This is a genomic window from Mesobacillus sp. QJM3NY_10 (genome assembly GCF_056173465.1).
In genome coordinates this window covers 527,336-554,216 of sequence record NZ_CM149675.1, presented here as the reverse complement: position 1 = coordinate 554,216, position 26,881 = coordinate 527,336, and the positions used below count along the sequence as shown (strand labels likewise).

Annotated in this window: 32 protein-coding genes; 10 read left to right on the top strand and 22 right to left on the bottom strand. The window is 41.8% G+C overall.

Features of this window, described 5'->3' with window-relative positions; all coding sequences use genetic code 11:
• Positions 1 to 26 precede the first annotated feature (26 nt).
• From AC0VX7_RS02815 to AC0VX7_RS02785, 7 genes are all read right to left on the bottom strand, one after another.
• Complete coding sequence (locus AC0VX7_RS02815; protein ID WP_475426575.1) at positions 27 to 635, bottom strand: flavin reductase family protein; 609 nt, start codon at positions 633 to 635, stop codon at positions 27 to 29.
• Positions 636 to 659: 24 nt separating this feature from the next.
• Entirely contained in the window at positions 660 to 1,598 is a 939-nt protein-coding gene (locus AC0VX7_RS02810; protein ID WP_475426574.1) for a ring-cleaving dioxygenase, read from the bottom strand.
• Positions 1,599 to 1,637: 39 nt separating this feature from the next.
• Positions 1,638 to 2,036, bottom strand: a complete 399-nt coding sequence (locus tag AC0VX7_RS02805; protein ID WP_475426573.1) for a DoxX family protein — start codon at positions 2,034 to 2,036, stop codon at positions 1,638 to 1,640.
• 59 nt (positions 2,037 to 2,095) lie between these two features.
• Positions 2,096 to 2,530, bottom strand: a complete 435-nt coding sequence (locus AC0VX7_RS02800; RefSeq protein WP_475426572.1) for a MarR family winged helix-turn-helix transcriptional regulator — start codon at positions 2,528 to 2,530, stop codon at positions 2,096 to 2,098.
• 72 nt (positions 2,531 to 2,602) lie between these two features.
• Entirely contained in the window at positions 2,603 to 3,130 is a 528-nt protein-coding gene (locus AC0VX7_RS02795) for a YceI family protein (RefSeq protein ID WP_475426571.1), read from the bottom strand.
• Positions 3,131 to 3,259: 129 nt separating this feature from the next.
• Positions 3,260 to 3,502 (bottom strand): DUF896 domain-containing protein, encoded by a 243-nt coding sequence (locus tag AC0VX7_RS02790; RefSeq protein ID WP_475426570.1) that lies wholly within the window; start codon positions 3,500 to 3,502, stop codon positions 3,260 to 3,262.
• Between the two features lie 274 nt (positions 3,503 to 3,776).
• Positions 3,777 to 4,475: a SurA N-terminal domain-containing protein gene (locus AC0VX7_RS02785; protein ID WP_475426569.1), complete on the bottom strand. Its 699-nt coding sequence runs from the start codon at positions 4,473 to 4,475 to the stop codon at positions 3,777 to 3,779.
• Between the two features lie 254 nt (positions 4,476 to 4,729).
• On the opposite strand from AC0VX7_RS02785, the gene AC0VX7_RS02780 reads away from it, so the two are divergent.
• Positions 4,730 to 4,930 (top strand): hypothetical protein, encoded by a 201-nt coding sequence (locus AC0VX7_RS02780; protein ID WP_475426568.1) that lies wholly within the window; start codon positions 4,730 to 4,732, stop codon positions 4,928 to 4,930.
• 185 nt (positions 4,931 to 5,115) lie between these two features.
• Here AC0VX7_RS02780 and AC0VX7_RS02775 read toward each other — a convergent pair whose 3' ends face one another.
• From AC0VX7_RS02775 to AC0VX7_RS02735, 9 genes are all read right to left on the bottom strand, one after another.
• On the bottom strand, positions 5,116 to 5,619 hold the full coding sequence (locus AC0VX7_RS02775) for an N-acetyltransferase family protein (RefSeq protein ID WP_475426567.1): 504 nt from the start codon (positions 5,617 to 5,619) through the stop codon (positions 5,116 to 5,118).
• A 47-nt stretch (positions 5,620 to 5,666) separates the two neighbouring features.
• Positions 5,667 to 6,044 (bottom strand): hotdog domain-containing protein, encoded by a 378-nt coding sequence (locus tag AC0VX7_RS02770; RefSeq protein ID WP_475426566.1) that lies wholly within the window; start codon positions 6,042 to 6,044, stop codon positions 5,667 to 5,669.
• Positions 6,045 to 6,204: 160 nt separating this feature from the next.
• On the bottom strand, positions 6,205 to 7,161 hold the full coding sequence (locus AC0VX7_RS02765) for an SDR family NAD(P)-dependent oxidoreductase (protein WP_475426565.1): 957 nt from the start codon (positions 7,159 to 7,161) through the stop codon (positions 6,205 to 6,207).
• Between the two features lie 162 nt (positions 7,162 to 7,323).
• The gene (locus AC0VX7_RS02760; protein ID WP_475426564.1) at positions 7,324 to 7,626 is read right to left on the bottom strand and encodes an EthD family reductase; all 303 of its coding nucleotides are present in this window, start codon (positions 7,624 to 7,626) and stop codon (positions 7,324 to 7,326) included.
• A 135-nt stretch (positions 7,627 to 7,761) separates the two neighbouring features.
• The gene (locus AC0VX7_RS02755; protein WP_475426563.1) at positions 7,762 to 8,070 is read right to left on the bottom strand and encodes a hypothetical protein; all 309 of its coding nucleotides are present in this window, start codon (positions 8,068 to 8,070) and stop codon (positions 7,762 to 7,764) included.
• A gap of 93 nt (positions 8,071 to 8,163) precedes the next feature.
• A complete protein-coding gene (locus tag AC0VX7_RS02750) occupies positions 8,164 to 9,171 on the bottom strand; it encodes a hypothetical protein (RefSeq protein ID WP_475426562.1) in 1,008 nt (335 codons plus the stop codon).
• A complete protein-coding gene (locus tag AC0VX7_RS02745; protein WP_475426561.1) occupies positions 9,158 to 9,517 on the bottom strand; it encodes a PadR family transcriptional regulator in 360 nt (119 codons plus the stop codon). The genes AC0VX7_RS02750 and AC0VX7_RS02745 overlap by 14 nt, the downstream gene beginning before the upstream one ends.
• 224 nt (positions 9,518 to 9,741) lie before the next feature.
• The gene (locus tag AC0VX7_RS02740; protein WP_475426560.1) at positions 9,742 to 10,023 is read right to left on the bottom strand and encodes a hypothetical protein; all 282 of its coding nucleotides are present in this window, start codon (positions 10,021 to 10,023) and stop codon (positions 9,742 to 9,744) included.
• A 118-nt stretch (positions 10,024 to 10,141) separates the two neighbouring features.
• A complete protein-coding gene (locus AC0VX7_RS02735; RefSeq protein WP_475426559.1) occupies positions 10,142 to 10,855 on the bottom strand; it encodes a toast rack family protein in 714 nt (237 codons plus the stop codon).
• 276 nt (positions 10,856 to 11,131) lie between these two features.
• On the opposite strand from AC0VX7_RS02735, the gene AC0VX7_RS02730 reads away from it, so the two are divergent.
• From AC0VX7_RS02730 to AC0VX7_RS02720, 3 genes are all read left to right on the top strand, one after another.
• Positions 11,132 to 11,854 carry a TspO/MBR family protein gene (locus tag AC0VX7_RS02730; RefSeq protein WP_475426558.1) on the top strand — a complete coding sequence of 241 codons (723 nt, stop codon included), beginning with the start codon at positions 11,132 to 11,134 and terminating at the stop codon, positions 11,852 to 11,854.
• 307 nt (positions 11,855 to 12,161) lie between these two features.
• Positions 12,162 to 13,292 carry a YibE/F family protein gene (locus AC0VX7_RS02725; protein ID WP_475426557.1) on the top strand — a complete coding sequence of 377 codons (1,131 nt, stop codon included), beginning with the start codon at positions 12,162 to 12,164 and terminating at the stop codon, positions 13,290 to 13,292.
• Positions 13,289 to 14,044 carry a YibE/F family protein gene (locus AC0VX7_RS02720; protein ID WP_475426556.1) on the top strand — a complete coding sequence of 252 codons (756 nt, stop codon included), beginning with the start codon at positions 13,289 to 13,291 and terminating at the stop codon, positions 14,042 to 14,044. The genes AC0VX7_RS02725 and AC0VX7_RS02720 overlap by 4 nt, the downstream gene beginning before the upstream one ends.
• Before the next feature lie 92 nt (positions 14,045 to 14,136).
• Here AC0VX7_RS02720 and AC0VX7_RS02715 read toward each other — a convergent pair whose 3' ends face one another.
• Complete coding sequence (locus AC0VX7_RS02715; protein WP_475426555.1) at positions 14,137 to 14,388, bottom strand: hypothetical protein; 252 nt, start codon at positions 14,386 to 14,388, stop codon at positions 14,137 to 14,139.
• Positions 14,389 to 14,556: 168 nt separating this feature from the next.
• Positions 14,557 to 14,811, bottom strand: coding sequence for a YuzF family protein (locus AC0VX7_RS02710; protein WP_475426554.1), 255 nt, complete (start codon positions 14,809 to 14,811; stop codon positions 14,557 to 14,559).
• A 198-nt stretch (positions 14,812 to 15,009) separates the two neighbouring features.
• On the opposite strand from AC0VX7_RS02710, the gene AC0VX7_RS02705 reads away from it, so the two are divergent.
• Together AC0VX7_RS02705 and AC0VX7_RS02700 are read left to right on the top strand one after the other, a co-directional pair.
• Positions 15,010 to 15,540: an N-acetyltransferase family protein gene (locus tag AC0VX7_RS02705; RefSeq protein ID WP_475426553.1), complete on the top strand. Its 531-nt coding sequence runs from the start codon at positions 15,010 to 15,012 to the stop codon at positions 15,538 to 15,540.
• A 655-nt stretch (positions 15,541 to 16,195) separates the two neighbouring features.
• Positions 16,196 to 18,079 (top strand): M48 family metallopeptidase, encoded by a 1,884-nt coding sequence (locus AC0VX7_RS02700; protein ID WP_475426552.1) that lies wholly within the window; start codon positions 16,196 to 16,198, stop codon positions 18,077 to 18,079.
• Positions 18,080 to 18,165: 86 nt separating this feature from the next.
• On the opposite strand, the gene AC0VX7_RS02695 is transcribed toward AC0VX7_RS02700, so the two are convergent.
• Entirely contained in the window at positions 18,166 to 19,341 is a 1,176-nt protein-coding gene (locus tag AC0VX7_RS02695) for a translocation protein TolB (protein ID WP_475428060.1), read from the bottom strand.
• A gap of 231 nt (positions 19,342 to 19,572) precedes the next feature.
• On the opposite strand from AC0VX7_RS02695, the gene AC0VX7_RS02690 reads away from it, so the two are divergent.
• Entirely contained in the window at positions 19,573 to 20,379 is an 807-nt protein-coding gene (locus AC0VX7_RS02690) for a carbohydrate kinase family protein (RefSeq protein WP_475426551.1), read from the top strand.
• A gap of 819 nt (positions 20,380 to 21,198) precedes the next feature.
• Here the strand turns inward: AC0VX7_RS02690 and AC0VX7_RS02685 are convergent.
• The 3 genes from AC0VX7_RS02685 to AC0VX7_RS02675 all read right to left on the bottom strand — a co-directional run bounded on the left by AC0VX7_RS02685 (position 21,199) and on the right by AC0VX7_RS02675 (position 24,060).
• Positions 21,199 to 21,555 (bottom strand): VOC family protein, encoded by a 357-nt coding sequence (locus AC0VX7_RS02685; protein ID WP_475426550.1) that lies wholly within the window; start codon positions 21,553 to 21,555, stop codon positions 21,199 to 21,201.
• A 130-nt stretch (positions 21,556 to 21,685) separates the two neighbouring features.
• The gene (locus tag AC0VX7_RS02680) at positions 21,686 to 23,728 is read right to left on the bottom strand and encodes a DUF4179 domain-containing protein (RefSeq protein ID WP_475426549.1); all 2,043 of its coding nucleotides are present in this window, start codon (positions 23,726 to 23,728) and stop codon (positions 21,686 to 21,688) included.
• 128 nt (positions 23,729 to 23,856) lie between these two features.
• Positions 23,857 to 24,060 carry a hypothetical protein gene (locus AC0VX7_RS02675; RefSeq protein ID WP_475426548.1) on the bottom strand — a complete coding sequence of 68 codons (204 nt, stop codon included), beginning with the start codon at positions 24,058 to 24,060 and terminating at the stop codon, positions 23,857 to 23,859.
• 322 nt (positions 24,061 to 24,382) lie between these two features.
• Here AC0VX7_RS02675 and AC0VX7_RS02670 point away from each other — a divergent pair, with 322 nt between their 5' ends.
• The 3 genes from AC0VX7_RS02670 to AC0VX7_RS02660 all read left to right on the top strand — a co-directional run bounded on the left by AC0VX7_RS02670 (position 24,383) and on the right by AC0VX7_RS02660 (position 26,874).
• Positions 24,383 to 25,609 (top strand): NAD(P)/FAD-dependent oxidoreductase, encoded by a 1,227-nt coding sequence (locus AC0VX7_RS02670; protein WP_475426547.1) that lies wholly within the window; start codon positions 24,383 to 24,385, stop codon positions 25,607 to 25,609.
• A 163-nt stretch (positions 25,610 to 25,772) separates the two neighbouring features.
• Complete coding sequence (locus AC0VX7_RS02665) at positions 25,773 to 26,102, top strand: PadR family transcriptional regulator (protein ID WP_475426546.1); 330 nt, start codon at positions 25,773 to 25,775, stop codon at positions 26,100 to 26,102.
• Positions 26,103 to 26,106: 4 nt separating this feature from the next.
• Complete coding sequence (locus AC0VX7_RS02660; protein WP_475426545.1) at positions 26,107 to 26,874, top strand: DUF1129 family protein; 768 nt, start codon at positions 26,107 to 26,109, stop codon at positions 26,872 to 26,874.
• Positions 26,875 to 26,881: the final 7 nt, after the last annotated feature.

Genomic DNA, 26,881 nt, shown 5'->3' with positions numbered 1-26,881 from the left:
ATCAATCACCCTTTCGCTTTGGGAATCTATTTCGGTCTTTCGATTTCAAAAATCTCTCCAATTTTGGCGTAATGGTTACCTGCCAATCTGCTAACAGCAGCCAGCCCTTCCGCATCGATTCTTCCATTCTCATAGATGCCTTCCTCTATATGAAACTGAACGACTTTTCCGATGAAGAAATCACAGCCTGCCGTATCTCCGCCGCCTAATTCCAGCGATTGCTCCAGCACGCATTCCATCCTGATTTTGGCTTCCTTCACACCAGGCACAGCAACCTTCACGTTATCGATCGGAGTTAACCTGGCCAGCTCCACCTCGCTTTGGTCAGCAGCAAGACTGGCGGCAGTCTGGTTTATTTTTTCAACATTATGCTCGTCAACAATGTGGACGACAAACTCTCCGGATTCAAGGATGTTCCTCGCTGTATCCTTCTGATTACGGCCTGACCTCTGGATGGATAAAGAAATCATCGGCGGATTGGATGATACGATATTGAAGTAGCTGAATGGCGCTCCATTCAATACCTCATCCTTCGAGGTTGTCGTGACGAAGGCGACTGGCCTGGGAATGATGCTTCCAATCAGGAATTTGTAATTGTCCCTCTCGGAAAGACTTGACGGGTCAATTGAAAGCATAGCCCTCATCCTTTCTGATTAGATTCAGTCCAACTCTCTAACTTCAATCGGGATTAGTCTTCTCTCGATCTGACCGCGATACTGCTCATATTGCTCAGGCAGCATCAAATTTTCACCCATTGTTTCCTGACTTTCATCATGCGCAAATCCCGGAGGATCCGTTGCGATTTCAAACAGGATTTCTCCATGCTCTCTAAAATAAATCGCGTTGAAGTAGTTTCTGTCCTGTACAGGAGTGACACCATAACCATTGTCGGCCACGTATTTCTGCCAATCCAGCTGGTCGTCGTCATCAACAGCTCTCCAGGCAATGTGATGAACCGTTCCTACACCCATCACACCTCGTCCAATCGGCGTCAATTTCAGGTCGATGACATTCCCGATGTCTGCTGAAGAACGGAAGCGGATGAAATCTCCCTCTTTACTCTCCAGCTCAAGGCCCATTACTTTTTCCAGCAATTCAGCGGTTTTTTCCGGCTTGGTCGATAATAGAGTGGCTCCGCCAAATCCTTTAATCGCAACATATGGTGTTATCTCACCAAAGCTCCAATCATTGGTTTCGCCTTCTTCTCTCTCAACGATCTCCATATGAAGTCCATGAGGATCATCAAATTCGAGATACTGCTCACCAAAGCGTTCCATCGTTGTAAAAGCTACATTGAATTTTTCCAGGCGCCTTTTCCAAAAGTCCATCGCACCGACTGGTACCACATAGGAAGTCACTCCTACCTGGCCGTCACCAATGACTCCCTGGCTTGCTCCAGCCCATGGGAAGAACGTAATGATCGTTCCCGGCTTTCCGCCTTCATTTCCGAAGTAAAGGTGATATGTTTGTGGATCATCAAAATTGACCGTTTGCTTGACCATGCGCAGACCCAATACACCAGCGTAGAAATCGACGTTTTCCTGAGGATGGCCAACAATTGCGGTAATATGGTGAATTCCCATTGTCTTTTTGCTCATTTTTTTCACTCCTATTCAAAATCTTGATTCCAAGATAAATTAGAATAAAATTGCATCCATTGCATATTTACCTGGACCAATAAGTGCTAGTCCTACAGCTACAGCAATTAACGTTAAGTTATATTCATATCCATTTGAAGTGGACCACAAGCCATTTGGGGCATGCACTTTTACAATCGCCATCAGCATTGTTCCGGCAATCATTAAAGCCGCAAGTGGCGTTAAAAGTCCTACCGCTAGTAATATTCCCCCTATAAATTCTGCTAATCCCGCGAAAAGCGCCATCGTCACACCCGGCTTCATGCCGATCGAATCAAACCAGCCGCCCGTTCCCTTTAATCCATAACCACCGAACCAGCCAAACAGCTTTTGTGCACCATGTCCGATAAATAAAATACCAATCACCAATCTTATGATTAACAAACCTAAATCCATCATTTTAATATTCCTCCTGTAATTATCTCGAATTCAAGATATCTAATTAAAAAAATATATATTTAACATTTCTTCGCCCGGTAACCGATTCTTTTTAATAGAGAAATGGTCTGATTGACCTCGTCGGCATCCAAGTCAGCGAAAACCTTGGTCATTTCCAATTCATGCTGCGGGAAAATATCATCCATCAATTCTTTCCCTTCGCTTGTTATAACCGCATAGGTTACGCGGCGATCCTCTGGGCATCCCTTGCGTTTCACATAGTTTTTTTGCTCAAGCTTATCGATGACATAAGTGATGCTGCCGCTTGAAATAAGAACCTTTTTTCCAATCACCTGAATCGGCTGTTCCCCTCTATGGTACAACATCTCCAACACAGAGAATTCCGTTGGATTCAATCCGAACTTCGCCGCATCTTTCCGAATCACTTCCTGGATGGCCTGAGCGGCACGAATGATCACAGTCACAGCTTTTAACTCATCTTTTGGCAGTTCCATTTCCATTGCTCCTTACCAATGGTCGAGCTGGATTCCAACGAATCCAGCATAACCACTAGGGTTTGAACCGATTTATGCTGCTGGGTTCACTTCTAATTCCACTTTGATTTTGATGTCTTTTCCTACAAGAACGCCGCCTGTTTCTAGTGCTGCATTCCAAGTAAGACCGAATTCTTCACGGTTAATTTTTGCTTCAGCTTCAAAACCATAAACTTCTACACCCCATGGGTTTGTGCCTTTGCCGCCAAATTCCACATCGAATGTTACTGATTTTGTTACATCCTTGATTGTTAGGTCGCCAGTTACTTTATAGTCATCGCCGTCTTTAGTGATGCTTGTAGATTTGAAATCGATTGTCGGGTTATTCTCAACATCGAAGAAGTCTGCTGATTTCAAGTGATTATCGCGGTCTTCATTGCGTGTTTCAATGCTTGCTACGTCAATCTTGAATGCGATTGAAGCTGTTGTTAAATCTGTTAGGTCTGCTGCCTCAACATCTGCAGTGTAAGATTCAAATTGACCTTTCACCTTCGATACCATCATATGTTTTACTTCAAATCCGATGCTTGAGTGCGATTGATCCACTGTCCATTTTGCCATTTTAAAATTCCTCCTAATTCGTTTTGTCTCGATTTCGAGATATTTCTTTAAAAAATTTTATCTTGAATTCATTTATTTTTAATTCGAGATAAATTTAACACGAAGTCCGTTTGTGTGTCAATAAATAATTTAAGACGACCAGATTGCTTTCTTTCTAATTCTTGCTTGTTCTGTTCGTAACTTTTTCGGAGTTACATCTGCTCCTTCAGGATCGACAACCGTTGTATTCAATAGCAGATCCTCCATCGATCCGCGGAAGATTTGCAGATAGGCTTTTCGTAACCTGATCATTTCCTCGGTTTCGATTTCTGTTAATCCCTCATTCTTTTTCTTAAGAGCAAGTTCATTTATCCTTTTTAAAATATCCAGCATTTCATCCCTCCTTTAAAAATATCTTGAAATTAAATATCTTGAATTAAAGATAAATGATTTTATTATTTTTGTCAACAGTCTTTGTTTATGAAGATTCAGTGACGGGCTATTGAATCTGTCCCGTGTTTATTTTGCGAAGATAGATTATGTAAAATACCCTTACTTAGTTAGGCTAAGGGCTTTAGAGAATATATTAAAGAGGATAGACAAATGTCCATCCCCTTGCATTACGCTTTATTCAAGATCCTTAGTTTATGCAACATAGGAAAGCTTCCTACGCCTTAAGGATTTTGATTTTATCTTCATTCTCTTTACGTAGGTCTTCAACCAGCTTGCTGATTTTTTCACTTTCTTTTCCTGAAAGAACCTGCTGCTCAAGCTGTGGTTTGATCTTCTCTAATTCTTCTGGCTCTTGTTTTTGAGATTGTGCCATCTGTTTATATTGATCATACATGGCCTGAATTTCTTCGTCAGTTGCTTCGACCTTGCCAATCTTACTGTCCAGATATTTATTGACCGTCATTTGCTTTTTCAGCTGGGCCTTGAGCTCTTTTTCAGTCATTTCGTTCTTTTTTAGTGCGTCTTCGAACTGTTTTTCATCTTCGAAGTTGGTTTTGATTTTTTCTAGCTCTGCATCGACTTCTTTATCTTCAATCGAGATGCCGTCCTTCTCAGCTGTCTGGAGAAGCAGCTCTGCATTGATCATTTGATCCAGAACCGACTTTTCCAGTTCTTCCTTCTGCTTGTCGTCCATCTGATCTGCCGGCATGCCCTGTTGTTCGTAAGTTGCTTTCATGACGTCCAGCTCTTTCTCATAATCCTTTTTAGAAATGCCTTTTCCATCTACTGTTGCAACCATATCTTCTTTATTTTCTTTCTCAGCATTCCCTTTTGAGCTATCATTGCTGCATGCGCCAAGCACAAGGACAGCCACGCTCAATAAAAGAATTCCTGTTAAAATTCGCTTCATCATAAAAATAAAATCCCCTTTCACTTAACTTGTCCGTCATATTATCACATTCTTCGGATTAAAAGGGAAGTTTTTAAGAAATTGTTATCAGATTGAAATATATTAAGTGGCAATCGGTACTTTAAATTTAAACAAAAAAAAAAACTTATGCTCCAATCCACCAAAAAAGGAGCACAGGGAACGTCGCGCTTTGATTAAATACCCATTGGGAGAAAAATGATATACTTAAAATAATATTGTATAAGGAGACTACTATTATGGTCATCCAGCCAAATATGTCCTCAAAATCCATTATTGAAATTTTGGAAAACACCAAAGATATCTTTAAAAAGAACAACATTGCAATTTCAGAAATCCCTTTAGAAAAAGTAGTTGAGGGGAATATTCTCGATTCACTGGTCAAGGAATTAAATGATATTGTAGGAAGTACTTCAGCAACCTGTGTAGAAGGCGGCTGACAACTTCCATCCAAAAAGGAGTAGGTTACTTCTTTTATTTTTTTAGCGGGGAGACAGGGGCGGTTTTTCCGTCCCACTTGTGAGTCGAAAAATACATTTTTTAATTGTCTGCGCTCAAAATTCTCCAAGAGTCACAAGGAAGAGAAATATACTACCGCGTTTCAGCAAAGAATAGGTTGTCCAAATTAATCATTACCCACTACCCTGCTTCTTCTTTCCAATATGATTGTATCGCGCCATACCCCATCCATTTTACCGATCCGCTCCCGCCGTCCCATTACTCTGAAGCCATGCCTTTTATGTAATCTAATGCTGCCCGCGTTTTCAGGAAAAATGCTAGATTGTAATGTCCAAAAGTCATTCTGCTCACTTAATTCAATCAAGGATTTTAAAAGCAAGCTGCCGATCCCTTTTCCGTTATGCTTCTGACTAACATACACACTGACTTCTCCAACACCTGCGTACACACTCCTGCTTGATACAGGACTTAACGCAGCCCAGCCCACAACATCTCCATCTAAACGCGCAACAATCCTACATTCCGCATTATGACCGAGATCCCATTCCTCCCAGGCGGGTGCCTCCTTTTGGAAAGTTGCATGTCCAGTAGCGATTCCCTCAAGGTAGATTGCTCGTACCGCTTCCCAATCATCCGCACGCATTGTTTCTATTTTAATAGAACCTTCCATCTTATCCACCTTGTCTTTCTTGCTAAAAAGCAACACTAAACCTAGAGTTATAGAATCACACCAGAAAACTCCCCAGTCAGCACTTCTTTTTCATTCTGATTCGTACAAATGAAGGACGCTCTTATGGCAGTGCGATTCTTTTCCTGCTTTTCGTATTTTTCAATTGTCACTTCACAAAGAATCGTATCTCCTGTAAAAACTGGCCTGATGAACTCGAAATTCATATTCCGTGCGAGGACGTTATGGTCACCGCCTACTTTGGTCGGCAGTGTGGCTGTTAACAACCCCTGGACAACAAGCCTGCCCTGTTCATCCGGTGTTAAGTGATGAATTCCTTCATCACCTGAAATCTCTGTAAACAATTCAACATCCCTGGTTGTAAAAGTCCGCTTAAACGTTATGATATTTCCAACCTGTAATGTCATTGTTCTCTCCTCCTGTATGTTTAAATCCTGTACTTGATTAAATACAACAAAAAAGGCGTTAATCCTTCCTGGATCACGCCGGTTTACTGATCATTATCATCAGTGAATATTTTGAGTGCTCCAAATATCACTGACGCGTAGGGACGTACCCATTGCTTCCCTATACCCTGCTTACAGGATTGCTCGTCATGCTGACACACAGATCCCAGACTTTCTCGATGTTCTCTCGATCGTCAGCGTATTTCGGGTAAACATTTTGATCCATTAGTTGCTTGATATCCTGTGCCAGTCCAGCGGAATAATGGGATGGCTCCATCACCTTCCTTTTATCGTTGATGAATTTGCCTGACACATTCTTAAACTCTTCTGAAGTGCATATGTGGAAGTAGGTGTCGGCCATTGTTTCACGGGGTGCACTGAACACATTCTGAATCCTCGCCGCGAATTTCCAGCCTGATTGAAATTTTTCAATGGTTTCTTTCGATAGTTTAATAGCCGAAATTTGCACAGCATTGACGCTAATCCGCTGTTTTTTCAATTCTTCGGCCATTTTAAATGTCATCAGCAACAAGGCCATTTTGGTATCTCCGTACATTTTATAGGCGTTGAATGTCCTTTCGTCTTTGAACTCTCCCTGGAGGTTGTCGAACTCAATTTTCCTTTTTGGATCGAAAAAATGCCTGATATTGGTCGTGCAGGCGTGTAGGACTCGAGCATCCTCCGATTTTCCGAGCATACCTGCCAATTGCCTGGTAAGCAGGAACGGGCCCACTGTATTCGTGGCAAAAGAAAGTTCGATGCCATCCTGGCTTAGCAAATAGTTTTTCTCCCCATGATTTAAATAGGCCGCATTGTGAATCAGGATGTCCAATTTTGGATATTTGTCTTTGAGCACTGTGGAAATTTGGTGGATGGATTTGAATGAAGAAATGTCTAGCTGCTGTAAATCAATATGAGGATTCTTGGTTGCTTCAATTATTTCCTGTTGGGCGATTTTGCTTCTCTCAAGGTTGCGGCAAGCCAGAACGACGGTGTACCCCTCATTGCCAAACTTGATGGCCGCCGCCTTGCCAATACCAGAATTCGCTCCTGTAATTACCACGATTTTATCGTTCATACGAACCTCCTATGTAAAAAGGATCACTCTCTTTATACTAACTTATATTCGCATTTTTGAGATTCGATGGCAGAAATATTATCCAATCCCTCACAAAGAGAGAAAAAAAGAAGCACGGGGACCCGCGCTTCCAAAGGGAACGTCCCCCTTGCTTCCAATAGCTTAATCCACAATCGCCACTACCGGGGGCTTATTAAGAAAGGCTACTAGATTTTTTACATCTCCCTGCACTTCCTGGAATTCTGGCGTTGCCAGCGCCTGTGTCAAAACTTCCGGACTTTCAAACTGCAGTTCAGCAATCAAGTACAATTTTTCTTCAGTATACATGGATTGTAGTACACGATGAACCTCTGCACCTTTTAAATTTGGCACTTTCTGAACAAGGGGAATATGAACCTCATGATAATACTTTTCAAAACCTTCTTGGTCTTTCGGTTGATCATAAGTAACAATGATTTTCGCCATCTTCATCCCCCTTTGAAAAAACCAGCCCACAAATTCATTATAAAGAACAAAATATCCTCAATAAAGAAATACCCTTCGACAAAATCCTGAGGAAACAGGGGACTGTCCTGCGAATCTTCCCAGAATAAAGCCGGTTTATTGATCTCTATCATCTGTGAAGATTTTGAGTCCCCCGAAGATAAACACGATCGGAATGACCACTAATACTAATCGAAGGACATAGATTTCCAGGATGAGACTCACGACAGCAAAAGGGATGGCAATCATCGAAGTAACCGATACGAATCTTGTATAACGGACAGCTTTGCTTGATATTTCTGGTTCCTCTTTATACATCCAGCGGCTCCCAAACAGGATACTTTCTTCAGGTTCATAGTAAGTCCAGATCAACAAGGCATAGATCGGGACCATAATAACCACGGTAAAAAAAATCGTTGCAGCCACAATGCACCTCCCTGAGAATTCATCGTTGGACCCTATCTATTGTTACGCTTTTACTCTGAAAAGGTTTCATTTTAAGAAGCAACGTCCCCCGCTTCATTTCAAATATGCTTTGTAAAATCCGGATACTGTATCGATGATCAAAACAATCGCAAACCCAATGACGACCCATGTTTTGGATTGCGTCCAGATGGTTTTTATCAGATCGTACGTATCCTGGTTCAAATTGGCTTGGCTCACCTGGTTCAACTCTTGCATAAAGTTGGGGTTCCAAATCGCCTGGTCCTTAAATAAGAATGCTACAAGAATCAAGGTGACTGCATTCAGAATCAAATTATACAATGCTAGTTTCTTCGTCCATTTTCCGATGATCAGCTTTAGTCCTTCTTTTAAAATCCCAATCATCGTGATGACATAAATGATGTTGAAGAATTGTTCTATACGCTCATTATTTAAAAACGGAATAACGTTTACTAGTTCGCCATCATCAAACATTATAACTCCAAACACGTGGTTGGAAGTATGAAGGAAGACAAGGAATAGGATAGAAAATACGATTCCTGTGATTGCTTCGCCGCGCTTGATCCTTTTTTTCTGTTCCGGTACTGGTGGCAGGTCAGACGGTGACCATTTTTCATTTTCTTCAGCCATTCCTTCATTTGGTGCGACCCCTTTATATTGAGCGATCGCAAAACCGACTGTTATCCAAACGAACGCCTGCATGCTGGCGCTGATGACTGATGTAACAAAACCAAAAATATGCTCAATCACCGAGCGGGGTTCAACCATGGATTCGATGACGAACACGACACTCATGGCGACCAGCAAAGCAAAAGAGACTATTTTCAGTACAGTTATATATGGGTGGAAGAGTTCTGGTCCTATCAAATACCTTTTTGATCCGCGGTACTTTTCAGCTAAATCCTTCGGGTGGCCCAGCTCAAGCAGGACACCTTCCACATCCTCTTGGGAAGTAGGACGTCCATTTGTTCTTTCTCCAAGCATATCTTCAATCAAGCCCCTCAATTCCATCGCAATATCTGCTCTCTGAGACTGCGGAAGCCTGTGGGTTACAGCATAAATATACTTCTTAATCATCTCCATGTTCAGTTCCTCCCCCATTGATCAGCCCATCCATACTTGAGGCCATCTTCTTCCATTCATCCAGCAGCTTTATATAAACGTCTTTTCCAAGAGCACTCAGCAAGTAAAATTTCCGAGGGCGCGCTTCATTTGTATCCCATTCACTAATCAGTAATCCCTGCTTTTCCAGCCTTCTAAGCAAAGGATATAAGGTCCCCGCTTCCACCTGAACCCCTTTTTCCGCCAGTATAGTGACGAGGGAATACCCATACTGAGGTTTTTCAAGCTGGCTCAATACAGCAATCGTAATCGTCCCCCTGCGCAATTCCTGAAGTAATTTATCGACCATTTCATTCACATTGCTCATTGTATCAACTCCTACCCTCATCATAGTGTATGACGTACAGTATTGTAAATGATACATTATTATTATAATAAATATAACCAGTAGATTTTTCTTAATCAAACGTTTGATTAATAAGGGTTGAGACCTTATCAATCCTGACTTTTTAAAAAAACGCCCAGAGCCCGAAAAGCTCTGAACGTTAACATCAAGAATGATTTATGTTTTCGGTGTCCTGCCAGAAAGAATCAAATAAAAAAGCCACTAATAACAGTATAAGTAATAACCCCTAGGAAAAGTAATGGAGGCAATGCACTGATGATTAATCCAAACTTCGCACCTTTTTTAGTGAAAGAAAGAACAGCACCAACTAGCCATATTAAAATAAACACAAGGAACCCAGGATCAACAAAATAGTCATCACCATAGTTTTCACCAATTGCCCCTGCTGCCATAAAAATACTGATTGGTATCGTGATAATCCCCATCATGACTACATGTATGATTCTAAATATCTTAAATCGCAACATTATCCCTCCTCACATAAATTTTACCATAAAAATCCAAAACAATGACAAAGGGACGGATCCGCAGCCCCACAATTCTTTACGAATTATGAAACGCTGAAACCGTCCCCTTATAACCGATTTAATTTTCCGTTTTAAATGTTACTTCACCGACACCTAAGTCTGCTTCCAGATCAATCTTTACTTTTGCATCTTCGTAGGCTTCATTTACATAGACGCCGTCTCCTTTTGAAATTAAGTTTTCAAAGGATGAGGAGCCGATACCTTTTTGGGCGTGTACTCTTACACCTGTATCTTTTGGAAGAATCACGGTCATCTTTCCTACTCCCGATGAAATACGGACATCAAAGCTTTCTTGCCAATCTCCTCCGAGATCCACGGTTATATCACCAACCCCTGCGTTCACTTCAAGGTTGGAAAGCTGAATTCCCTTCAAGTCCAGATCGGTGTCTGATGCTCCTGCATTTACGACAAGGTCCACTGGAACATCTTCGTTGATTTTCAGGTCCCATTCATTCTTCATCTTTCCAAATTTAAAATGGTCTGGCTGAGCAATCTCCACTTTGCCAACTTTCCCGTTTAGATCATATGAGACTTCAGGTTTCATTTTTTCAGGTTCATAGATTGCGTTGCCATTCACCCATTCATCTGCACCGCCCGCAACATCCATTTTCCCGGCGCCAAAATTCAAAACAACCTCAAGCTCCTTTGCCCGATCCTTCTCAACGACAATTTCATCATCACTTTCGTTATTAGCAAGAATTGTGTTATTACACCCTGACAATATTAAAACAGCCGATAATGCCGCCAAACCAAAACTGATCACTTTTTTCATTTTATTTCGCCTCCAATTGATTATACGTTAATCATAAGGCACTCCCCCGCTTCCTTTAACCGGCTGGGGCTTTAACTTGTAATCAGCCTCGAGACCTATTTATGGAATATAATGGGACAAACTAACGTTATACCATCAAAACAATGGATAGATGGTATGACGGTACCGCCAACACATTGGAATGTTTATCTCCTTACTCAGAGGCTAAATGTAGTTATGCACTTTTGGGAAGTGGAATAATATGAATAAACTACTAAAATGAAGGCTGGGATAAGAATGGGACGATTTTTATTGAATCTGATTGCCACCGTGCTCGTGGTACTGGTCAATGCGCTTGCGAATATCCTTCCGATCAACGGGCAGACGACGGGGGAAATTTCAAATAGACTGGATGTGTTGTTTACTCCAGCTGGATATGTTTTTGGGATATGGGGATTGATTTATTTTTTATTGTTCATTTGGACAATCAGGCAGTTTCCCGCTTCAAGGAGGAATTTGCCGGTTTACCAAAAGTCCACTCCGCTTTATGTACTAAGCTCTATCCTTAATATCGCCTGGATCCTTTTATGGCATTACGAGTTTTTCCTTTTGACGGTATTGGTGATGATTGGTTTGCTGCTGACTCTCATCCGACTATATCATCTCATCAAAAATGAAGACCATTCATTTTGGGATCTTCTTCCCTTTTCTGTCTACCTCGGCTGGATCAGCGTCGCCACCATCGCCAATATCAGCTATTACTTGAAGGATATAGGTTGGAAGGGTTTCGGTCTTTCGGATGTCACCTGGACACTGATCATGCTCGTGATCGCCACACTCTTGGCTTTTTATTTTCACCGAAAAAATGAGGATCATATCTATCCGCTCGTATTCGTCTGGGCCTTTATCGGAATCGGTGTGAAAAATGCTGCCTCCCACCCGACAGTCAGCACCACTTCCTATGTCCTGTCCGCAATCATTTTGGTCCTGATTTTCTTCAGGCTGTTTAGGAAGCACTGACTTCGGACAGCTCTTATGCCAGTTTGGGAATCCAAAAGCAATACTTATGGCAATAGCACCAGCACATCGAAAATTGCTGAGGATTCCTTTGATCATGTTGAGGCCGGATATGCTCGTAAAATCCGGCAGCCCTTGTTCTGTTTGACTTACCAAAATCATTACTGATAAGATAACTTTGACTGATCACATGTGATTATAACGTATGACTTTTGGCGACATAATCTATCGATCAATAACCGTAACCTCACCAATGCACATCTTCAGTCAACGAAGGTGTTTTTTATTTTTCCAACCGCGGAGGCCTAACTTGAATCCATTCAGCAACTTACTTAAAAAGAAGCAATTGCTTTTCCTATCCCTTTTTGTCGTATTCATTGTAGGGACCATTGTTTTTGTACATAACAATCATTTCCTGTATGATCGCACGATTGTGAAGGTACTGGAGACAGAAGTCGTTGAAAAGACAGAAGTGATACATCCGCTCGATAATATAGACCATCTATACACCCAGCAGTTAACTGCGGAAATAAAAAATGGCCAAGAGAAGGGCAAGCTCATTGATCTAGTGAATGAATTCTCTACTTCGAAAGGGTACGACCATGAATTTGAGGCTGGGGACGAATTATTCGTCGATCTTGATTCGACCAGGACGGATACAGGAGAATTACAGGGTACCATCAAAGACGTGAAACGCGATAAATACCTTATGTATGTGGCATGGGTGTTTGTTCTTGTGTTATTGATTGTCGGCAGGAAGCAAGGGCTGTTGTCTATTGTCAGCCTAGTCATCAATGCCCTTTTGCTTTCCTTTGCTTTGGATGTGTATCTGAATAACGCCAACTGGAGCCTATTACTGATCTGCAGTATCGCTGCAGTTTTTTTTACCGTGATTTCCTTATTGCTCGTGAATGGCTTTAATGAAAAAACTTATGCTGCCATCATCGCAACGCTCCTGGGGACTTTCGCCTCCCTGTTCATCGTCTGGGTGGTCCTATGGGGGACCTCGGAAAAAGGGCTGCGCTACGAAGAGCTGCAATTTATAACCCGGCCGTATCAGGTGGTGTTTCTCGCTGGCCTGTTCCTAGGATCCCTTGGAGCGATCATGGATGTCGCGATTACGATGTCTTCTTCTATGTTCCATATGTTTGAAAAGAACAACAACATACCCGTTAAGGCACTAATCAAATCCGGAATGGAAATCGGCAAAGACATCATGGGAACGATGACGAATATTCTGTTCTTCGTCTATGTCAGCGGTTCGATCCCGATCCTGATTCTTTATTTTAAAAATGGCTCTCCATTGGGCTTTGCTCTTTCCATGAACCTTTCGCTGGAAATGGCCCGGGCATTGGCAGGCGGGATTGGAATCGTTTTGACCATTCCAATCGGTCTCTATGTGACGATCTTTTTCATCAATAGAAAGAAGGCTGGACTATGAATGCTCTAGTTGTGTTAGCTGCTATTTTATTCATCTTGATGGCCCTGATTGGACGAGGCAAAGGCGTTCGGTCTTTTTTAGCGATCTTCTTCAATTTCAGCGTGATCTTCATCGCCATCATTTTCATGAACGACCCCAATGCAAATCCGATTATTATTACGCTGGTCGCCTGTATTTTCATCAGCGTCATTAACCTGTTCTATATTAACGAAGTGAATAGTACAACAAAGACCGCTTTCATTTCAACGGTAATTTCAACGATTGTTCTGCTTTTGTTTATTTTTATCATTGCGGACCGGGCAAGAATCCAGGGCTTTGGCGAAGAGGAAATCCAGGAGCTTGGCATGTTCTCCCTTCATATTGGCGTCGATTTCGTTAAAATTGCCGTATCGGTCATCATCATGAGCACGATTGGCGCGATCACGGATGCTGCGATTGCGATTTCCTCCCCGATGCGCGAGATTCATTATCATAACCCGGATATCACCAGACAGGATTTATTTAAATCAGGGCTAAGCATCGGCAGAGATATATTAGGAACGAGCACCAATACGTTATTTTTCGCCTTCTTCGGAAGTTATCTCGCCCTGCTGATCTGGTTCAAAGACTTGTCCTATTCAGCAGGAGAAATCATCAATTCCAAAATCTTCAGCGCAGAGATGATTACCATCCTCTGTGCCGGAATTGGCGTAACACTTGTGATCCCGATAACATCCTGGATCACAGCCTATTTTTTAGTTGCCAGAAAGTGAAGCATGGGGACGGCTCTAAAAAAGCACCTTGATTGCTAGATAAAGCTAGCAATCAAGGTGAGGGCCACGACTTATAGAAGTCTATCAATAACCTAGGGAGTAATCGTAATATGCGGCTTGCTAAAGTGGCTTGTTCCCCCGCTGCCGACCAGAACATACCCATTCTTAGGAAACAACACTGTCCTGGTTGAACCATCAGAAAGGATCACGTCTACTCTTGCTTTATTCTTCAAAGCTGTATATTTCACATAGCCAGATTTCGTCACTGTTGTCTTCCAGTCATCATCAAACTCCGCTCGTAACACCCTGTTTGAATAGGTCTGGTTTGTTTTTGCTTGCTTCATTCTTGTCTAACCTCCTTACATGAAGACACTCCCAATATTCTATTCGCGAACCAAGAATTATGTATAGACAAGAATCCACAAACTAAATAAGCAAAGGGACGTCTAGTTCCCTTTGCTTTTTTTCATATTAGATTTATAGACAGTCAGAGGTATCTTCTTAGATCCTAGTCAAGACTCCGGCATGATCCAAACGATTTCGCGTATCCGGACAAAAAATGTGGAATCATGCTCCTTTATCACCACATGGTCTGGCTTTGCATCCATAACAATCCCACTAACTGAACCTCGCGTCGTATCCAGGACTACTCTTTTTCCGATAAGATTATGAAGAGCTCCATATACAAACGGCTCAACTACTACCACATTCATTGGTCCGCTTTGTGTTCCCTGTGAATACATTCCATTGCGCATCATCTTGTTCATTCTCCCTCCAGGCAGGTCACCATTTTTTCATGTTTATTCTATGACCAGCTGGCTCGGCTTGTTCCCCGCGGCTGACAGCTCGGGAGACACAGGGATCTCGTGGGAAAGGGAAGCCTTCAAGAGGCGGGTTTTTGATTATCAAGAAATGAAGGATTGCGATATAATTCCATTAAGAACCCTGTTAAGAGAGGAAGTTGGATGATGCCAATCCGTTATGAGCTTGTTCCTGATGATCAGATTAGCCTGGTAAAAGATCTTTGCAATGAGTTGATGAGCTATCAAAAATCACTAGCCACTTTTCGCCCGGAGCTCTTTGATGGCATGAGTTTTGAAACCAGAATGGTCCCCTCGATTAAGAACGCGAAGGCGAATCAAATCATTGCCGCGATGGATGGCGATGAGATCGTCGGATACGTGTATAGCAATGTTTCCCCAAAAGAAGTTTATTCTAATGACTTTGCTACTTTTTTTGATATGGATTCGGTAAAAGGAAATGATGTCGGCTGCTTTTCGCAATTTTATATAAAAGAAGGATACCGCAGCATGGGCATCGGTTCGGTACTGTATGATGAATCAAAGAAATGGCTTGATTCCTTTGACGGGTTTCACGACCAGTTTATCTATGTATCCAACGGGAATGATGCCGCCCTCCATTTTTACAAGAGCAAAGGTTTTAAAATTAGCCATCAAATTCTAGATGGATTCATTACGGTTCTTAGGAATACATAAATGAATGATACCCTTATGTGGTGACAAACGGCTGCATAAGGGTATCTTTCTTCACTAATCGTACCCTTATGTCGGCTCAAACAGCTGCATAAGGGTATCTTTCTTCACTAATCGTACCCTTATGTCGGCTCAAACAGCTGCATAAGGGTATCTTTCTTCACTAATCGTACCCTTATGTCGGCTCAAACGGCTGCATAAGGGTATCTTTCTTCACTAATCGTACCCTTATGTCGGCTCAAACGGCTGCATAAGGGTATCTTTCTTCACTAATCGTACCCTTATGTCGGCTCAAACAGCTACATAAGGGTATCTTTCTTCACTAATCGTACCCTTATGTGGGCTCAAACGGCTGCATAAGGGTATCTTTCTTCGTTTATCGTACCCTTATGTCGGCTCATACAGCTCCATAAGTGTATCTTTCTTCCATAATCGTACCCTTATGTCGGCTCAAACGGCTGCATAAGGGTACTTTTCATGCTTATTGTACCGTCAAATAAACCCCATGTTCCTATTAAAAATTTACGTCGTTAATCCACGAACATCAGTTTAAATTTTTCAATAAGTAATTTTCCTCTTTTTCCAATAAAAAACATCTATTAACAATAACTTCCTGCCTGCTATAATACTATCGATAACATATTAAAGGGGAATGAGAATGACAGTTCAAGAGTTTGAAACGTTGGTGAGCAAGCTGGAAAAGCAGGCCTCTGCCAACCCGAAGCTTTACAGATTCAAAGTCATCATGCTTACTGGACTTGGTTTTGGTTATGTTGCATTATTTTTGTCGTTGTTTTTAGTTTTGATGGCCATTTCGATTACCATGATTGCTGATGGGAATTTTACCTTTGGAAATGTGAAAGTTCTGCTCTTGACAGGAACCTTGTCATTTTTCATCATTAAAGCCCTGATTGCGAAAATGGAAATGCCTGATGGCTATTATCTGCAAAGGGAGGAAGCTCCCAAGTTATTTGAGATGATTGACACTTTGCGCCTTAGATTGAATACACCACAGATCGATGCGATTGTCCTGGATAGTGAATTTAATGCCTCAGTCGCACAAATTTCAGCATATGGAATGTTCGGAAAAAAGCGGAACGTCCTTGTGATCGGAATCCCACTTCTATCGACACTTTCCCAGGAACAATTTACGGCAGTCCTAGCCCATGAGCTTGCTCATATCTCTAACTCTGACACTGCTCTTGGCGCAAAAATATACCGCCTGAGAATGAGCTGGGGACGTCTATTGCATTCATTGGAAGAAAACGAACAATTCGGCACTTTCATCTTTAAAAAATTCTTTCAGTGGTTTTATCCAAGGTTTGATGCCTATACATTTGCCATGGCCAGGCAGGAAGAATACGATGCAGACCGTTCCGCAGCCTTGGCAACCTCTTCGACAGCAATGGGCGAAGCGTTGACAGTGATCTCTGTGGCTGCACCCTATTATTATCGTGATTTTTACAGCGAGTTGTTTGAAGAATGTGCAAAGACCAATAATGTCCCTCAGCCATATTCGAATTTCACGGAGAAGTTCCAGTCACTTAGTGATCAAAAAGCAAGCGAATATTTCAATGAACAGCTTGCTGAGGAAAGTTATATGACAGACACTCACCCTTGTTTAAGGGATAGACTTTCTGCACTGGGAATAGAGGCAGAGTTACCAAAAAAACAGCAGGAATCTGCGCTTGACTATTTCTTCACCTTCCCAGGCCGGATAATCAGTGACTTTAATAAAATGTGGATTGACTACAATCAGGATAACTGGAAAGAAGAAATTGAAAACTTTAATGAATCAAAGCAGCGATTCGAAGAGTTATCAAACCAGCAAGTTACCAACCTTGAGGAATTGCTGGAAAAAGCCTTTTTGACAGTTGAATTCAATAGTATGGAAGCAGCGATTCCCTTGTATAAGGAGATTGCTGAAAAGCATTCAGAGAATCCGCGGACCGCGGGCGCCCTGTTAACTTTGGGAGAGTATTATTTGGAATCCAGGGACACTGCGGACAAAGCTGTACAATTGATTCACCTTGCTATGTCCTATGATTGGGAATTACGTCTGCCCGCGCTTGACCTATTATGCGGCTACTATTATGAAACTGAACAAAGCGAGTTATTTGAAAAGACGAGAGATGAACTGGAGAAGTGGGAAGAAAACGTGGAAGCTTCCAATGAGGAGTGCGATTTTATCCAGCCAGCAGACAACTTTATTCCTCATGACAAAGAAAGCAGCGAGATACTCGCAGGCATAAATCAACTTGCACAATACAGGGAAATTACCAATGCCTATCTCGTACGAAAGCAACTCACGTCAATCCCAGAGCGCAAACAATACGTGCTAGGACTTGACCTGTCACTTCCGAACAGTACAGATTTAGATGAAGCCGAAGAGGCATTATATGAAAAATATATAAATAATCTCGGAGAGTTCGAGGATACTTGTGTCATTATCCTTAATGATAAGAAGGACTTGCGAAAAAGCTTACTAAGCGTAGGAAATTCTTTAATTTATACTGTATCTGATAAAGAACAAGCATCTTGATTACTGAAGCAGCGAAGTACTTCGCTGCTTTTTTTTGCGTCGCGGTCCACAGAACGGATCTCTAACTCCTGACAATTCCGTTCCTGTCATGGCTTTTCTTTTACAGCTAAAAACACCGGAGCAGAATCAGCGTTCTTAATCCATTTATACTCTTCCCCACTCACGCCTTCCTTCAACCATACATCGCCCCGCACATCATTTGGATTCTTTCGAAACCAGGCAAGATGATGGCCAGTCATTTGGGGATCTATATCAAGTTCATTCTTTTTCGGAAAAGTAATTTGTTTTTGCTCATCGGTTTTAATATTGATCGCATAAAGGGAGGTGTACATAGTTGGAACAGGTCCCTCGTTCCATTCCTTGTTTTCTTTTGCACGTGCCACGATTACTTGATCCTGCGAGAACCATTCCAGATCCAGGTCGACAAAACCTACGGGTGTGTATTCCTTCTGTTCCTTAAAAATGGGAATGTCAGCGATTTTGGTTTTCTTATTTTCAACAAAAAATCTTCCTTCACCTGAAATATAGGCAAGCTGGTTGGAGGATGGTGCCCACTTGAACCAGTCCTTGTACCCCAGCATTTTCCCTACTGACTGGAATTGTTCTCCCTGATTTGACAGGACACACAAAGTTTGGCTATCCATCGACCAGGAAGCGGTAGGAATCAGAATCAAACTGACCCATTTCCCATCATGGCTCCACTTAAAATAGTCAGCATCAATACCAAACAAGTCCGGTTCTTGTGTTTGGATTGTATAAAATTTCTTCATTTTTTCCTTTGCAAGATTCGCATTGACCGGGATTTTATATAGCGGGATTGGTCCCCAACCGGTAGGACGCAAACTGGATTGCGAGGAAACGATGAATTCTTTTCCATTTGGAAACCATTCGAACCCGCTTACCCCCAGTGCAACATTCTCGAAACCCTGCGGGCGACCATCCTTCATTTTTGTCACGTTCAGCAATCCATGATCACTGTAGGCTAATTGATTTTTCACCGGTGACCATTTGAAGTCAGATGTCTCAACCCTTACATAAGGCTGGTAGCTTTCCTTTGCCTTCGTATCATAAATGAATAAATCCGATTTTTCTCCTTGTTCATCTCCATCAATATAGGCAATGAAACGGCCATCAAATGACCATTTCGGAGAATACACATACCGTCCCTTCGTAATTTGCGTTTCCTCTTCTCCTTTTTTGATCCATAGCTGATGATCACGAATAAATGCAGCAGTAGGCGGGGCTTCTGCACTTACTGCCATTGGTAAAAGAAAACTTACGAGAAGTAGCACGACAATCAATCGGTTCTTCAAAAAACATCCCTCCTGATTGTAGGATGTCCGGATGTTTAATGAAGATTCTTTTTTGCGAGCAACTTCGGGTTTCTATCCACCGGATGCCTCCTCTGCTTCCCAAGCGGCTGAAATAGCTGTTAAAATATTCGTAAAATAAATATGTTGTCAGTTCTTTACATGGACGAAAGGAGCTCCATATTGAAAAAGCTAGGTATTATATCACTGGGCGAAGTAATCGTTGATTTTATTGCAACCGACCCCTCCAATTCGACGTTGCAGAGATTATTAGGAGGAGCTACTGTTAATGTAGCAGTTGGGGTTAGCAGACATGGCATTCCATCGTCATACTTATGCAAGTTGGGAATGGATGAAACAAGTAAATTTGTAGAGGGAGAGTTAAAGAAGGAAAATGTTGACCTTTCCTTTTGTTCCTATCATTCAAATAAAAGAATCTGCTCGGTTTATATTCACTTGAATCAGCATGGAGAACGCTATTTTCATGCGTACGTAAACGAAACTCCGGATGAGTGGATTACCTCGGAGGAACTTGATAAAAAGCCGTTTGTGAATAACAAAATCTTTTACTTTGGGTCCGGCACTCTTTTTCATCCAATCGCAAGGAAAACAACTGAGCAAGCTCTTCAATATGCCAAGGAAGGAAAGATGTTAATACAGGCAGATATCGTAAAAATGACAGAAGATGAATTGCTATTTTTAACGGAAAATACAGGTTTGGATCACCTAACAAAAATGGAGATTCCTTTCCTTTTTATCACAAAAGGAAAAGAAGGAGCATCCGCCGTTCATAATAATAGGATGGTGCACGTTCCCGGATTTCCGGTTGTAGCAGTAGACACAACAGGTGCCGGCGACGCATTCATGGCGGCCCTCCTATCCTGTTTTCATGACAGAGGGATTCCTAAAAACGAAGCTGAATTAACGGATTATATGGAGTTTGCCAATAAGGCCGGGGCGAGATCTGCCACGAAGTTGGGAGCTTTATAAAAGACAAAGGGACGGTTTTCCCGTCCCAAATCCTACTATTGCTGGGACACCCAGTTTCCACTTATCCGAACTGGAAAAAATCATCGGAAATTTCCAAGTCGCCAATAAAAATTGATTTTCGCCAATAACCAGCTCATTATCGCCAATAAAATTAATTTTTCGCCAATAAATCTTGGAAATCGCCAATAAACAAAGCAGGCAGGTAGATTTCTCACCGAAATTCCCCTCTTTTAGAATACAGATTTAATTATATTTAAATTTATCGACCACATTTTGCAATATATCGGCGGATTATCAATTTTATCGACCACTTTTCGCAATATATCGACCAACTCAAGGAAGGATGTTAAAATCCTGAATCAAAACTGCTCATTTGAAGTGAAAATTCGTTACCTGGGGTATTCTTTTAAAAAATTGAAACACTTCAATTCTCTTTTCACCCGTTTAAATAGAGAAATATAATCAGGAAGATGACTAGTCCAATCATGAAGACTGAACCAAGACTTGCACTATACACTACATATACTTTTGTGTGGAGGATAACGTGAACAATTAGAACTATAAGCAGACAAACAAGCAAAAAGATGAATAAATGCAAATTCTTGTTTCTATTCAAAACATCAGCACCTTATAGTTCCAAATTATCAAAACAGTAGTTGTCCATTTTCATATATTCTTTATATATTTTTTCTTTACGGATTTTATTCATGATTTCCTTCCCTGCCGAGACAAAAAACAAGGGACGGTTTTTCCCGTCCCTTGTAATTACATTTCACTCCATATATTGAGGCACCAAATTTGCCCCCGATAGTGAAACAACTAGCATTGACAAATCATTAAATGATTACCGTCTAAATCCTTAAAATTAAACCAATGATTATTTTCAATTTCTGTGGTAATTTCTACATTTTTTCTTTTCATGTATTGAAAAGCTTGTTCTATATTATCTGTGTTTAAATGAAAAGGTGGAGCTTTATATATATTTTCCTCTGAAAATATTTTGCTGTCTAATACGATACCTGTTCCGTTCATAGGTAGTATGTATAGATGACCAAATAGTATCTCACCATCTGATGGTAATTCTAATATGTCACAATACCAGTCGCGTGCTCTTTCAATGTTACTAACAGGAATAAATGTAGTTCCTATTTGATTTAATATTGGTTTTGAATTCATAATTTCCCCCTATTTATAGATAATTTATAGCTATTCTTACTTTATTATATTTGCTATTTCCCGTTGATTAACCTGCTTCTATAGTTGGAAACAAGCTGACGGTTTCCCCGCCCCACTAGTAAACTATATTTTATTCCTTATCCTGAGACACTATAACCGGCCCCAGCTCCCAAACTTCATCCAGATACTTCAGGCTGTTATAACCGGTAATCTGAAGTTTCATGGAGTTATCGTCGATGCCTTCCACTCTCATGGATTGTTCTGTGATGAAATGACGTGGCTGCTCCAATTTTTCATAGTCGATTGGCCCTTTATGCGGATCATATTCAACACCGTTTTTGTCTACCAGCACGCCTTTGGAATCTATATGGGTGATTTCAGGTTGCTGATCATTTTCATCGACGTAATTAATGTGAAGTGATTCATATTCTCGATTTTTCAGATCATCATTACGTATTATAACCTCGGTTGACTGACCGGCTTGTGTCTTATCGATCCAGAGGGTACTGCCTGCATACTCAATCGTCTGCGGGAATGTCTGATTTCCGCTAAGTTCGATGCTTCTATGATCTACAATCGATAAATAGATCGAGTCTAATTGGACTCTAAAATCTTTTACTTTCTCCCCATAAAGCGGGTCAAAATAGGCTTGGAAACCAGTCCAGGCACTGTCCTGCTGGTAATCCATAAAGTGGCTGCCATATCGTTCCGACTCAACTTTTTTATTATTCACTTCCAGCGATTTAAAATTAAGGAAATCGATCCGCTTCTCCAGCTTTTCTGTATTGATGCCAAATTGTAAAAAAGTTGCGGTTGGAGCAACAATCAATTTTTCCAATCGGACGGCTACCCCCTCGTGTTCCCTTTGTTCATTGATTTCGTACTCCGTGGTAGGCTGTTTGGTTACCGGGAACTCGAAGCTCCAGTAACCGTTTTTATAGTCGCGAGCCCTAAAACCCAATGATATCGCAGCATCGTTAGCCAATTCCTGAATCCTGGTGATCCTCAGCTTGATTTCACCTTGCTCTTCCTCAAGTGGTCTTAGCGCGATCTTTCCATAAAAAACGTTTTTATCACTTTTATTCATTTCCGCCTCGACATCAGGAAAAGAATAGCGTGGATAGGTGTCGCGTTTTAAAATGTCAAATTCGTTCTCAACAGTCACCCCATCCTCAAAAGTCATAAAATATTGCTTGTCTTCCTTCATATCATGAATTTCATAGAATACAAGCGTCTGGATATCATCCGCCACCACGCCCTTGATCTTCACAATTACTCCGTCGCTTTCCGCTTCCAGATTCAGCCTCTGGCCAAAACCCTCCTGGAGAAAGGCGCGCAATTGCACGTCATCTTCCGTCCATGCATAATAGACATTTGGAAACGCACCGCTAATGAAGCCGATCGCCACGATGAAGGCAAACGCACTTGCTAAACCAAGGGCCCACTTTTTACGCTTTTTATTCTTCTGTTGTCTATGTTCCTTCTGATCTGCAAATCTCTTTTTGACGTTTTCCATTAGTTGAGGATGCACACTCCGGTCATTGCCCTCCTCAACATGATTCAGCCTATTCATCGCGACTTCCTGGAAGCTCGCTAAATCCTCCTGGCATTCCCTGCAGTTATAAAGATGAATCTCAAACTCTATCTTCGCCGGACGCTCCATGCATTTTTCAAGGTAATCAATGTAATGCTTCTGGAACTGCTCACAGCCATAATAGACTGAACCATCTATTTGTTTTCTGGCCGACTGAATACCAGAGAACAACAATTCCTTCACTTTTCCAGCCGGAACATCGAGGACTTGTGCAGTCTCCTCAAGGGTAAAACCTGTTACATATGTAAGAACCAGCGCTTCCTTTTCCAGTTGATTCATTCCAGCAAACATTTCCCGACGCGGGTTTAGTTCTTCTGATCCTTGCAAGCGGATGCTTTGAAGAAAAATCGAAGTGACCCACATCTTGAACGACAGATTCCCTTTATACCGGGGAAACTCCTTATGCACTTTCAGAATCGACTGGTAAAAAAGCTCCTCCATCTGATGCTGATTTTGAACAAAATGCCAGCCAACACTATAGAAATATTCCTTATGCCCACCAAACCAATCCACGACAGACTGTATGCCCTTTTCTTGTATCGCCGTAATCGAAATTGGCTCCATTTTTTCCAAGATCATTTTCGAATTTCCCCCCTCGGACAAAAGGCTGTTCACCCAACGCCCAGACTTCCAACCTCTCTATTTCTATGACACCAGAGTTATCCAAACTATAAGAATAATCAGTTATTTTAAACCAGAAAGACACATTAAGAGCAACAGGCCACTGCTTTCTTCAAATCCTTCTCGCGGACCCAGATCTCGCCTTCTCTGATTTCATATTTTATCCCCGCTTCATCCAGACGCTGGGTTTGGTTATCCGTACTGTCTGTCCAGTGGGTATACGATTCATTCTGATTACAAGCTGTTAGTGTGATCACCATTAAAAAGCTTAAGGCTAATTTTTTCTTCAAGACAACCACCTCTAACTTCAACGATACCACAAAATGGCAGACAGAGACATAGGAACTATACGGCTATTCCATAAAATTCAGCGGAGAAAAAACAAATAAACCATCATGCAAAAACGAATGTCGGTTCACATGCCATTTTCATTGTCATTAATAGAATATGCATCTTAAAACGGAGTGGTTTAGCATTTAATCATGGATTTAAGAACACCCAAGGGTATAGAGTCAGCCTGCAGGAAAAGCTGTTCATTGGCGGGTACCTTGAATGAATGTCATAGCTTATCGTGGAAATACTATCGATATCTCTATGAGCAGGGGGAAACACATGAATATAATGTCTGGTACATATTATTGGCCCTCCACTTTCCCTTCTCCCCCCTCCTATCCTCAGCTGGAAGAGAATTTGGAATGCGATGTCCTGATCGTTGGAGGAGGGAGTTCAGCTTCGCAATGTGCATATTATCTTGCGGATTCTGGATTGAAAGTGGCAGTCATTGAAAAAGAGAAGATTGGCAGCGGCAGCACGAGTTCGAATACGGCACTCATACAGTATTCAGGGGAGAAGATGTTCACGAACCTGGTTAACACCTTTGGAAAAATGTATATTTCAAGGCATTTAGAACTCTTGCAGGAAGCCATCAATGAAATGGAAACAGCGTGCAGGACGGTAGAACTCAACTGCGAATTTCAACGAAGAGACTCCCTATATTCTGCAAGCTGCAGTGAAGATGTTGAATCGCTGAGAAAAGAATACGACTTTTTAAAAGAGCAAGGTCTGAAGGTAGACTTTCTCAGCAACGAAGAAATCGAGGAGAAATATCCGTTCAGCCGCGAGGCCGCCATCTACTCCTATGGTGATGGCGAGATGAACCCTTTCAAGTTCACCCATGCGTTGATCGACTACGCCGCTAAAAAAGGCGGACAGATCTTTGAAAACACCGAGATGAATGGACACCATGTTGATCCGCAATCAGGGCGGGTGATTCTTTCTACCAAAGGAGGCCAATCCATCTCGGCAGGCAAAGTCATAATTGCATGTGGCTATGAGGGAATCGACTTAAAGAAAGAAAAACAGGTTTCTTTCGTGAGTACGTATACCGTCACGACAAAGCCTGTTGCTGACCTGACGTTCTGGTACAACCAGACGCTTTTATGGGAAACGGCAAGGCCATATCTATATATGCGGACGACAGCTGATAACCGGATTATCATTGGCGGCCTTGATGACAACACTCCCTATCCTGAGGACAGGGACAGTAAACTCATCCATAAACGCGACAAACTGATTGAAGAATTCAACAAGATGTTCCCGTCCATCCAGGTAGAACCTGAGTATTATTTAGCTGCATTTTACGGTGGAACTGCGGACGGCCTCCCGATCATTGGGAAGTATGAAGAATATCCAAACAGCTACTTCCTCATGGGATTCGGCGACAATGGCACCGTCTACAGCCAGATGCTCGCGAAAATCATTGCTGAAGAAATCAGAACCGGAAACAGTCCCGACCTGAAGCTGTATTTAAACGACAGACCGCTTGTTGCGAAAAAATAATCCGAAAGACGCCTTTCAAGGAGAGAGGCGTCTTTCGGATTTCTTTCTTAACCCTTGCATTACAAGATAGCATATTGTATAGTGAAGATATATCTTGTAATACAAGGTACTGTTCAGCACATCAAATACCTTGCATTACAAGCTACTGAAAGGAGCCCAATCCATGGCTGATACTACGCAAATGCTTAAAGGGATTCTCGATGGATGTCTTTTGTCCATCATTAAAGAGGGCGAAATTTATGGGTATGAGTTGGCCGCCAAATTAGAGTCCTATGGCTTCCACTCTTTCAGCGAAGGAACGATTTACCCTCTGCTGCTGCGGATGCAGAAAGAGGGTCTGGTAAGCACAACCTTAAGGAAATCCACTGCCGGACCAAAACGGAGATATTATTCATTGACGGAAAAAGGCGAACAGGAATTGGAGCAGTTCATCAAACGGTGGACGCAGCTGAGCTCCTCGGTGAACAATGTTTTAAATAAAAGGGGGTATTAACGGGATGGTATCAAAACGAGCGGAACAGTTTTTAGTGGAACTGCGTATGTACTTGATTTCAAAAGGGAAAAACGACCAGGAAATCAATGAAATTACCGAAGAGCTTGAGGTCCATTTGACAGAGGCCGAAGCGGCCGGCAAAGATGTCAGCCATATCATCGGGGACAGTCCGAAGAATTATATGAAAAGCATCGGCGAATCCATGAAAACGGATTACCGTCAGCTGGCAGGTTTGGTTCCTTTGATGATTCTGCTGATCGCAGCATACTTAAGTATCGGCCCTGCAATTGAAGGAACTTTTTCCGTATCCCAGGGGACCATCTGGTTTGCGCTTGTCATCAGCTCCATTAGCATCCTGGTTTACGGCTTATTCTTATTCAAAGTAATGCCGAAATTCTTTCAATCTAAATGGAATTATGTTTTATTTTCCGGCACCTTTCTGGCGGTAACCGGATTAATGGTAGCCTTTATGTTTTGGTACAAATCACAGGAATTCGAAGCCGTTTTCGTAGCAACACCAGCGCAAAACAACCTGATCATTGTCCTGTGTGCCGTCATTTTCATCGGTGCAGCACTCTACACCAAAACATGGTTCACCGTACTAATCCCTTTATTTCTCTCCATGGGCCCTATTGCAACAAGATTTGTACCAGAAGAAGCAAACAATGATCCGTTGTACATCACGATCACCATCCTGGCCTTTTTGCTTGCATCAGCTGTAGCAATCGCCATCTTTATTTTTCAGAGCAAGAAAGATCAAAAAAAGATTTAAAGTCTAA

Excerpts from the sequence above, each read along its gene's own strand:
- AC0VX7_RS02815 (WP_475426575.1), bottom strand. The coding sequence starts at position 635 with ATGCTTTCAATTGACCCGTCAAGTCTTTCCGAGAGGGACAATTACAAA.
- AC0VX7_RS02810 (WP_475426574.1), bottom strand. The coding sequence starts at position 1,598 with ATGAGCAAAAAGACAATGGGAATTCACCATATTACCGCAATTGTTGGC.
- AC0VX7_RS02805 (WP_475426573.1), bottom strand. The coding sequence starts at position 2,036 with ATGATGGATTTAGGTTTGTTAATCATAAGATTGGTGATTGGTATTTTA.
- AC0VX7_RS02800 (WP_475426572.1), bottom strand. The coding sequence starts at position 2,530 with ATGGAACTGCCAAAAGATGAGTTAAAAGCTGTGACTGTGATCATTCGT.
- AC0VX7_RS02795 (WP_475426571.1), bottom strand. The coding sequence starts at position 3,130 with ATGGCAAAATGGACAGTGGATCAATCGCACTCAAGCATCGGATTTGAA.
- AC0VX7_RS02790 (WP_475426570.1), bottom strand. The coding sequence starts at position 3,502 with ATGCTGGATATTTTAAAAAGGATAAATGAACTTGCTCTTAAGAAAAAG.
- AC0VX7_RS02785 (WP_475426569.1), bottom strand. The coding sequence starts at position 4,475 with ATGATGAAGCGAATTTTAACAGGAATTCTTTTATTGAGCGTGGCTGTC.
- AC0VX7_RS02780 (WP_475426568.1), top strand. The coding sequence starts at position 4,730 with ATGGTCATCCAGCCAAATATGTCCTCAAAATCCATTATTGAAATTTTG.
- AC0VX7_RS02775 (WP_475426567.1), bottom strand. The coding sequence starts at position 5,619 with ATGGAAGGTTCTATTAAAATAGAAACAATGCGTGCGGATGATTGGGAA.
- AC0VX7_RS02770 (WP_475426566.1), bottom strand. The coding sequence starts at position 6,044 with ATGACATTACAGGTTGGAAATATCATAACGTTTAAGCGGACTTTTACA.
- AC0VX7_RS02765 (WP_475426565.1), bottom strand. The coding sequence starts at position 7,161 with ATGAACGATAAAATCGTGGTAATTACAGGAGCGAATTCTGGTATTGGC.
- AC0VX7_RS02760 (WP_475426564.1), bottom strand. The coding sequence starts at position 7,626 with ATGGCGAAAATCATTGTTACTTATGATCAACCGAAAGACCAAGAAGGT.
- AC0VX7_RS02750 (WP_475426562.1), bottom strand. The coding sequence starts at position 9,171 with ATGGAGATGATTAAGAAGTATATTTATGCTGTAACCCACAGGCTTCCG.
- AC0VX7_RS02745 (WP_475426561.1), bottom strand. The coding sequence starts at position 9,517 with ATGAGCAATGTGAATGAAATGGTCGATAAATTACTTCAGGAATTGCGC.
- AC0VX7_RS02740 (WP_475426560.1), bottom strand. The coding sequence starts at position 10,023 with ATGTTGCGATTTAAGATATTTAGAATCATACATGTAGTCATGATGGGG.
- AC0VX7_RS02735 (WP_475426559.1), bottom strand. The coding sequence starts at position 10,855 with ATGAAAAAAGTGATCAGTTTTGGTTTGGCGGCATTATCGGCTGTTTTA.
- AC0VX7_RS02730 (WP_475426558.1), top strand. The coding sequence starts at position 11,132 with ATGGGACGATTTTTATTGAATCTGATTGCCACCGTGCTCGTGGTACTG.
- AC0VX7_RS02720 (WP_475426556.1), top strand. The coding sequence starts at position 13,289 with ATGAATGCTCTAGTTGTGTTAGCTGCTATTTTATTCATCTTGATGGCC.
- AC0VX7_RS02715 (WP_475426555.1), bottom strand. The coding sequence starts at position 14,388 with ATGAAGCAAGCAAAAACAAACCAGACCTATTCAAACAGGGTGTTACGA.
- AC0VX7_RS02710 (WP_475426554.1), bottom strand. The coding sequence starts at position 14,811 with ATGAACAAGATGATGCGCAATGGAATGTATTCACAGGGAACACAAAGC.
- AC0VX7_RS02705 (WP_475426553.1), top strand. The coding sequence starts at position 15,010 with ATGATGCCAATCCGTTATGAGCTTGTTCCTGATGATCAGATTAGCCTG.
- AC0VX7_RS02700 (WP_475426552.1), top strand. The coding sequence starts at position 16,196 with ATGACAGTTCAAGAGTTTGAAACGTTGGTGAGCAAGCTGGAAAAGCAG.
- AC0VX7_RS02695 (WP_475428060.1), bottom strand. The coding sequence starts at position 19,341 with ATGGCAGTAAGTGCAGAAGCCCCGCCTACTGCTGCATTTATTCGTGAT.
- AC0VX7_RS02685 (WP_475426550.1), bottom strand. The coding sequence starts at position 21,555 with ATGAATTCAAAACCAATATTAAATCAAATAGGAACTACATTTATTCCT.
- AC0VX7_RS02680 (WP_475426549.1), bottom strand. The coding sequence starts at position 23,728 with ATGATCTTGGAAAAAATGGAGCCAATTTCGATTACGGCGATACAAGAA.
- AC0VX7_RS02670 (WP_475426547.1), top strand. The coding sequence starts at position 24,383 with ATGAATATAATGTCTGGTACATATTATTGGCCCTCCACTTTCCCTTCT.
- AC0VX7_RS02665 (WP_475426546.1), top strand. The coding sequence starts at position 25,773 with ATGGCTGATACTACGCAAATGCTTAAAGGGATTCTCGATGGATGTCTT.
- AC0VX7_RS02660 (WP_475426545.1), top strand. The coding sequence starts at position 26,107 with ATGGTATCAAAACGAGCGGAACAGTTTTTAGTGGAACTGCGTATGTAC.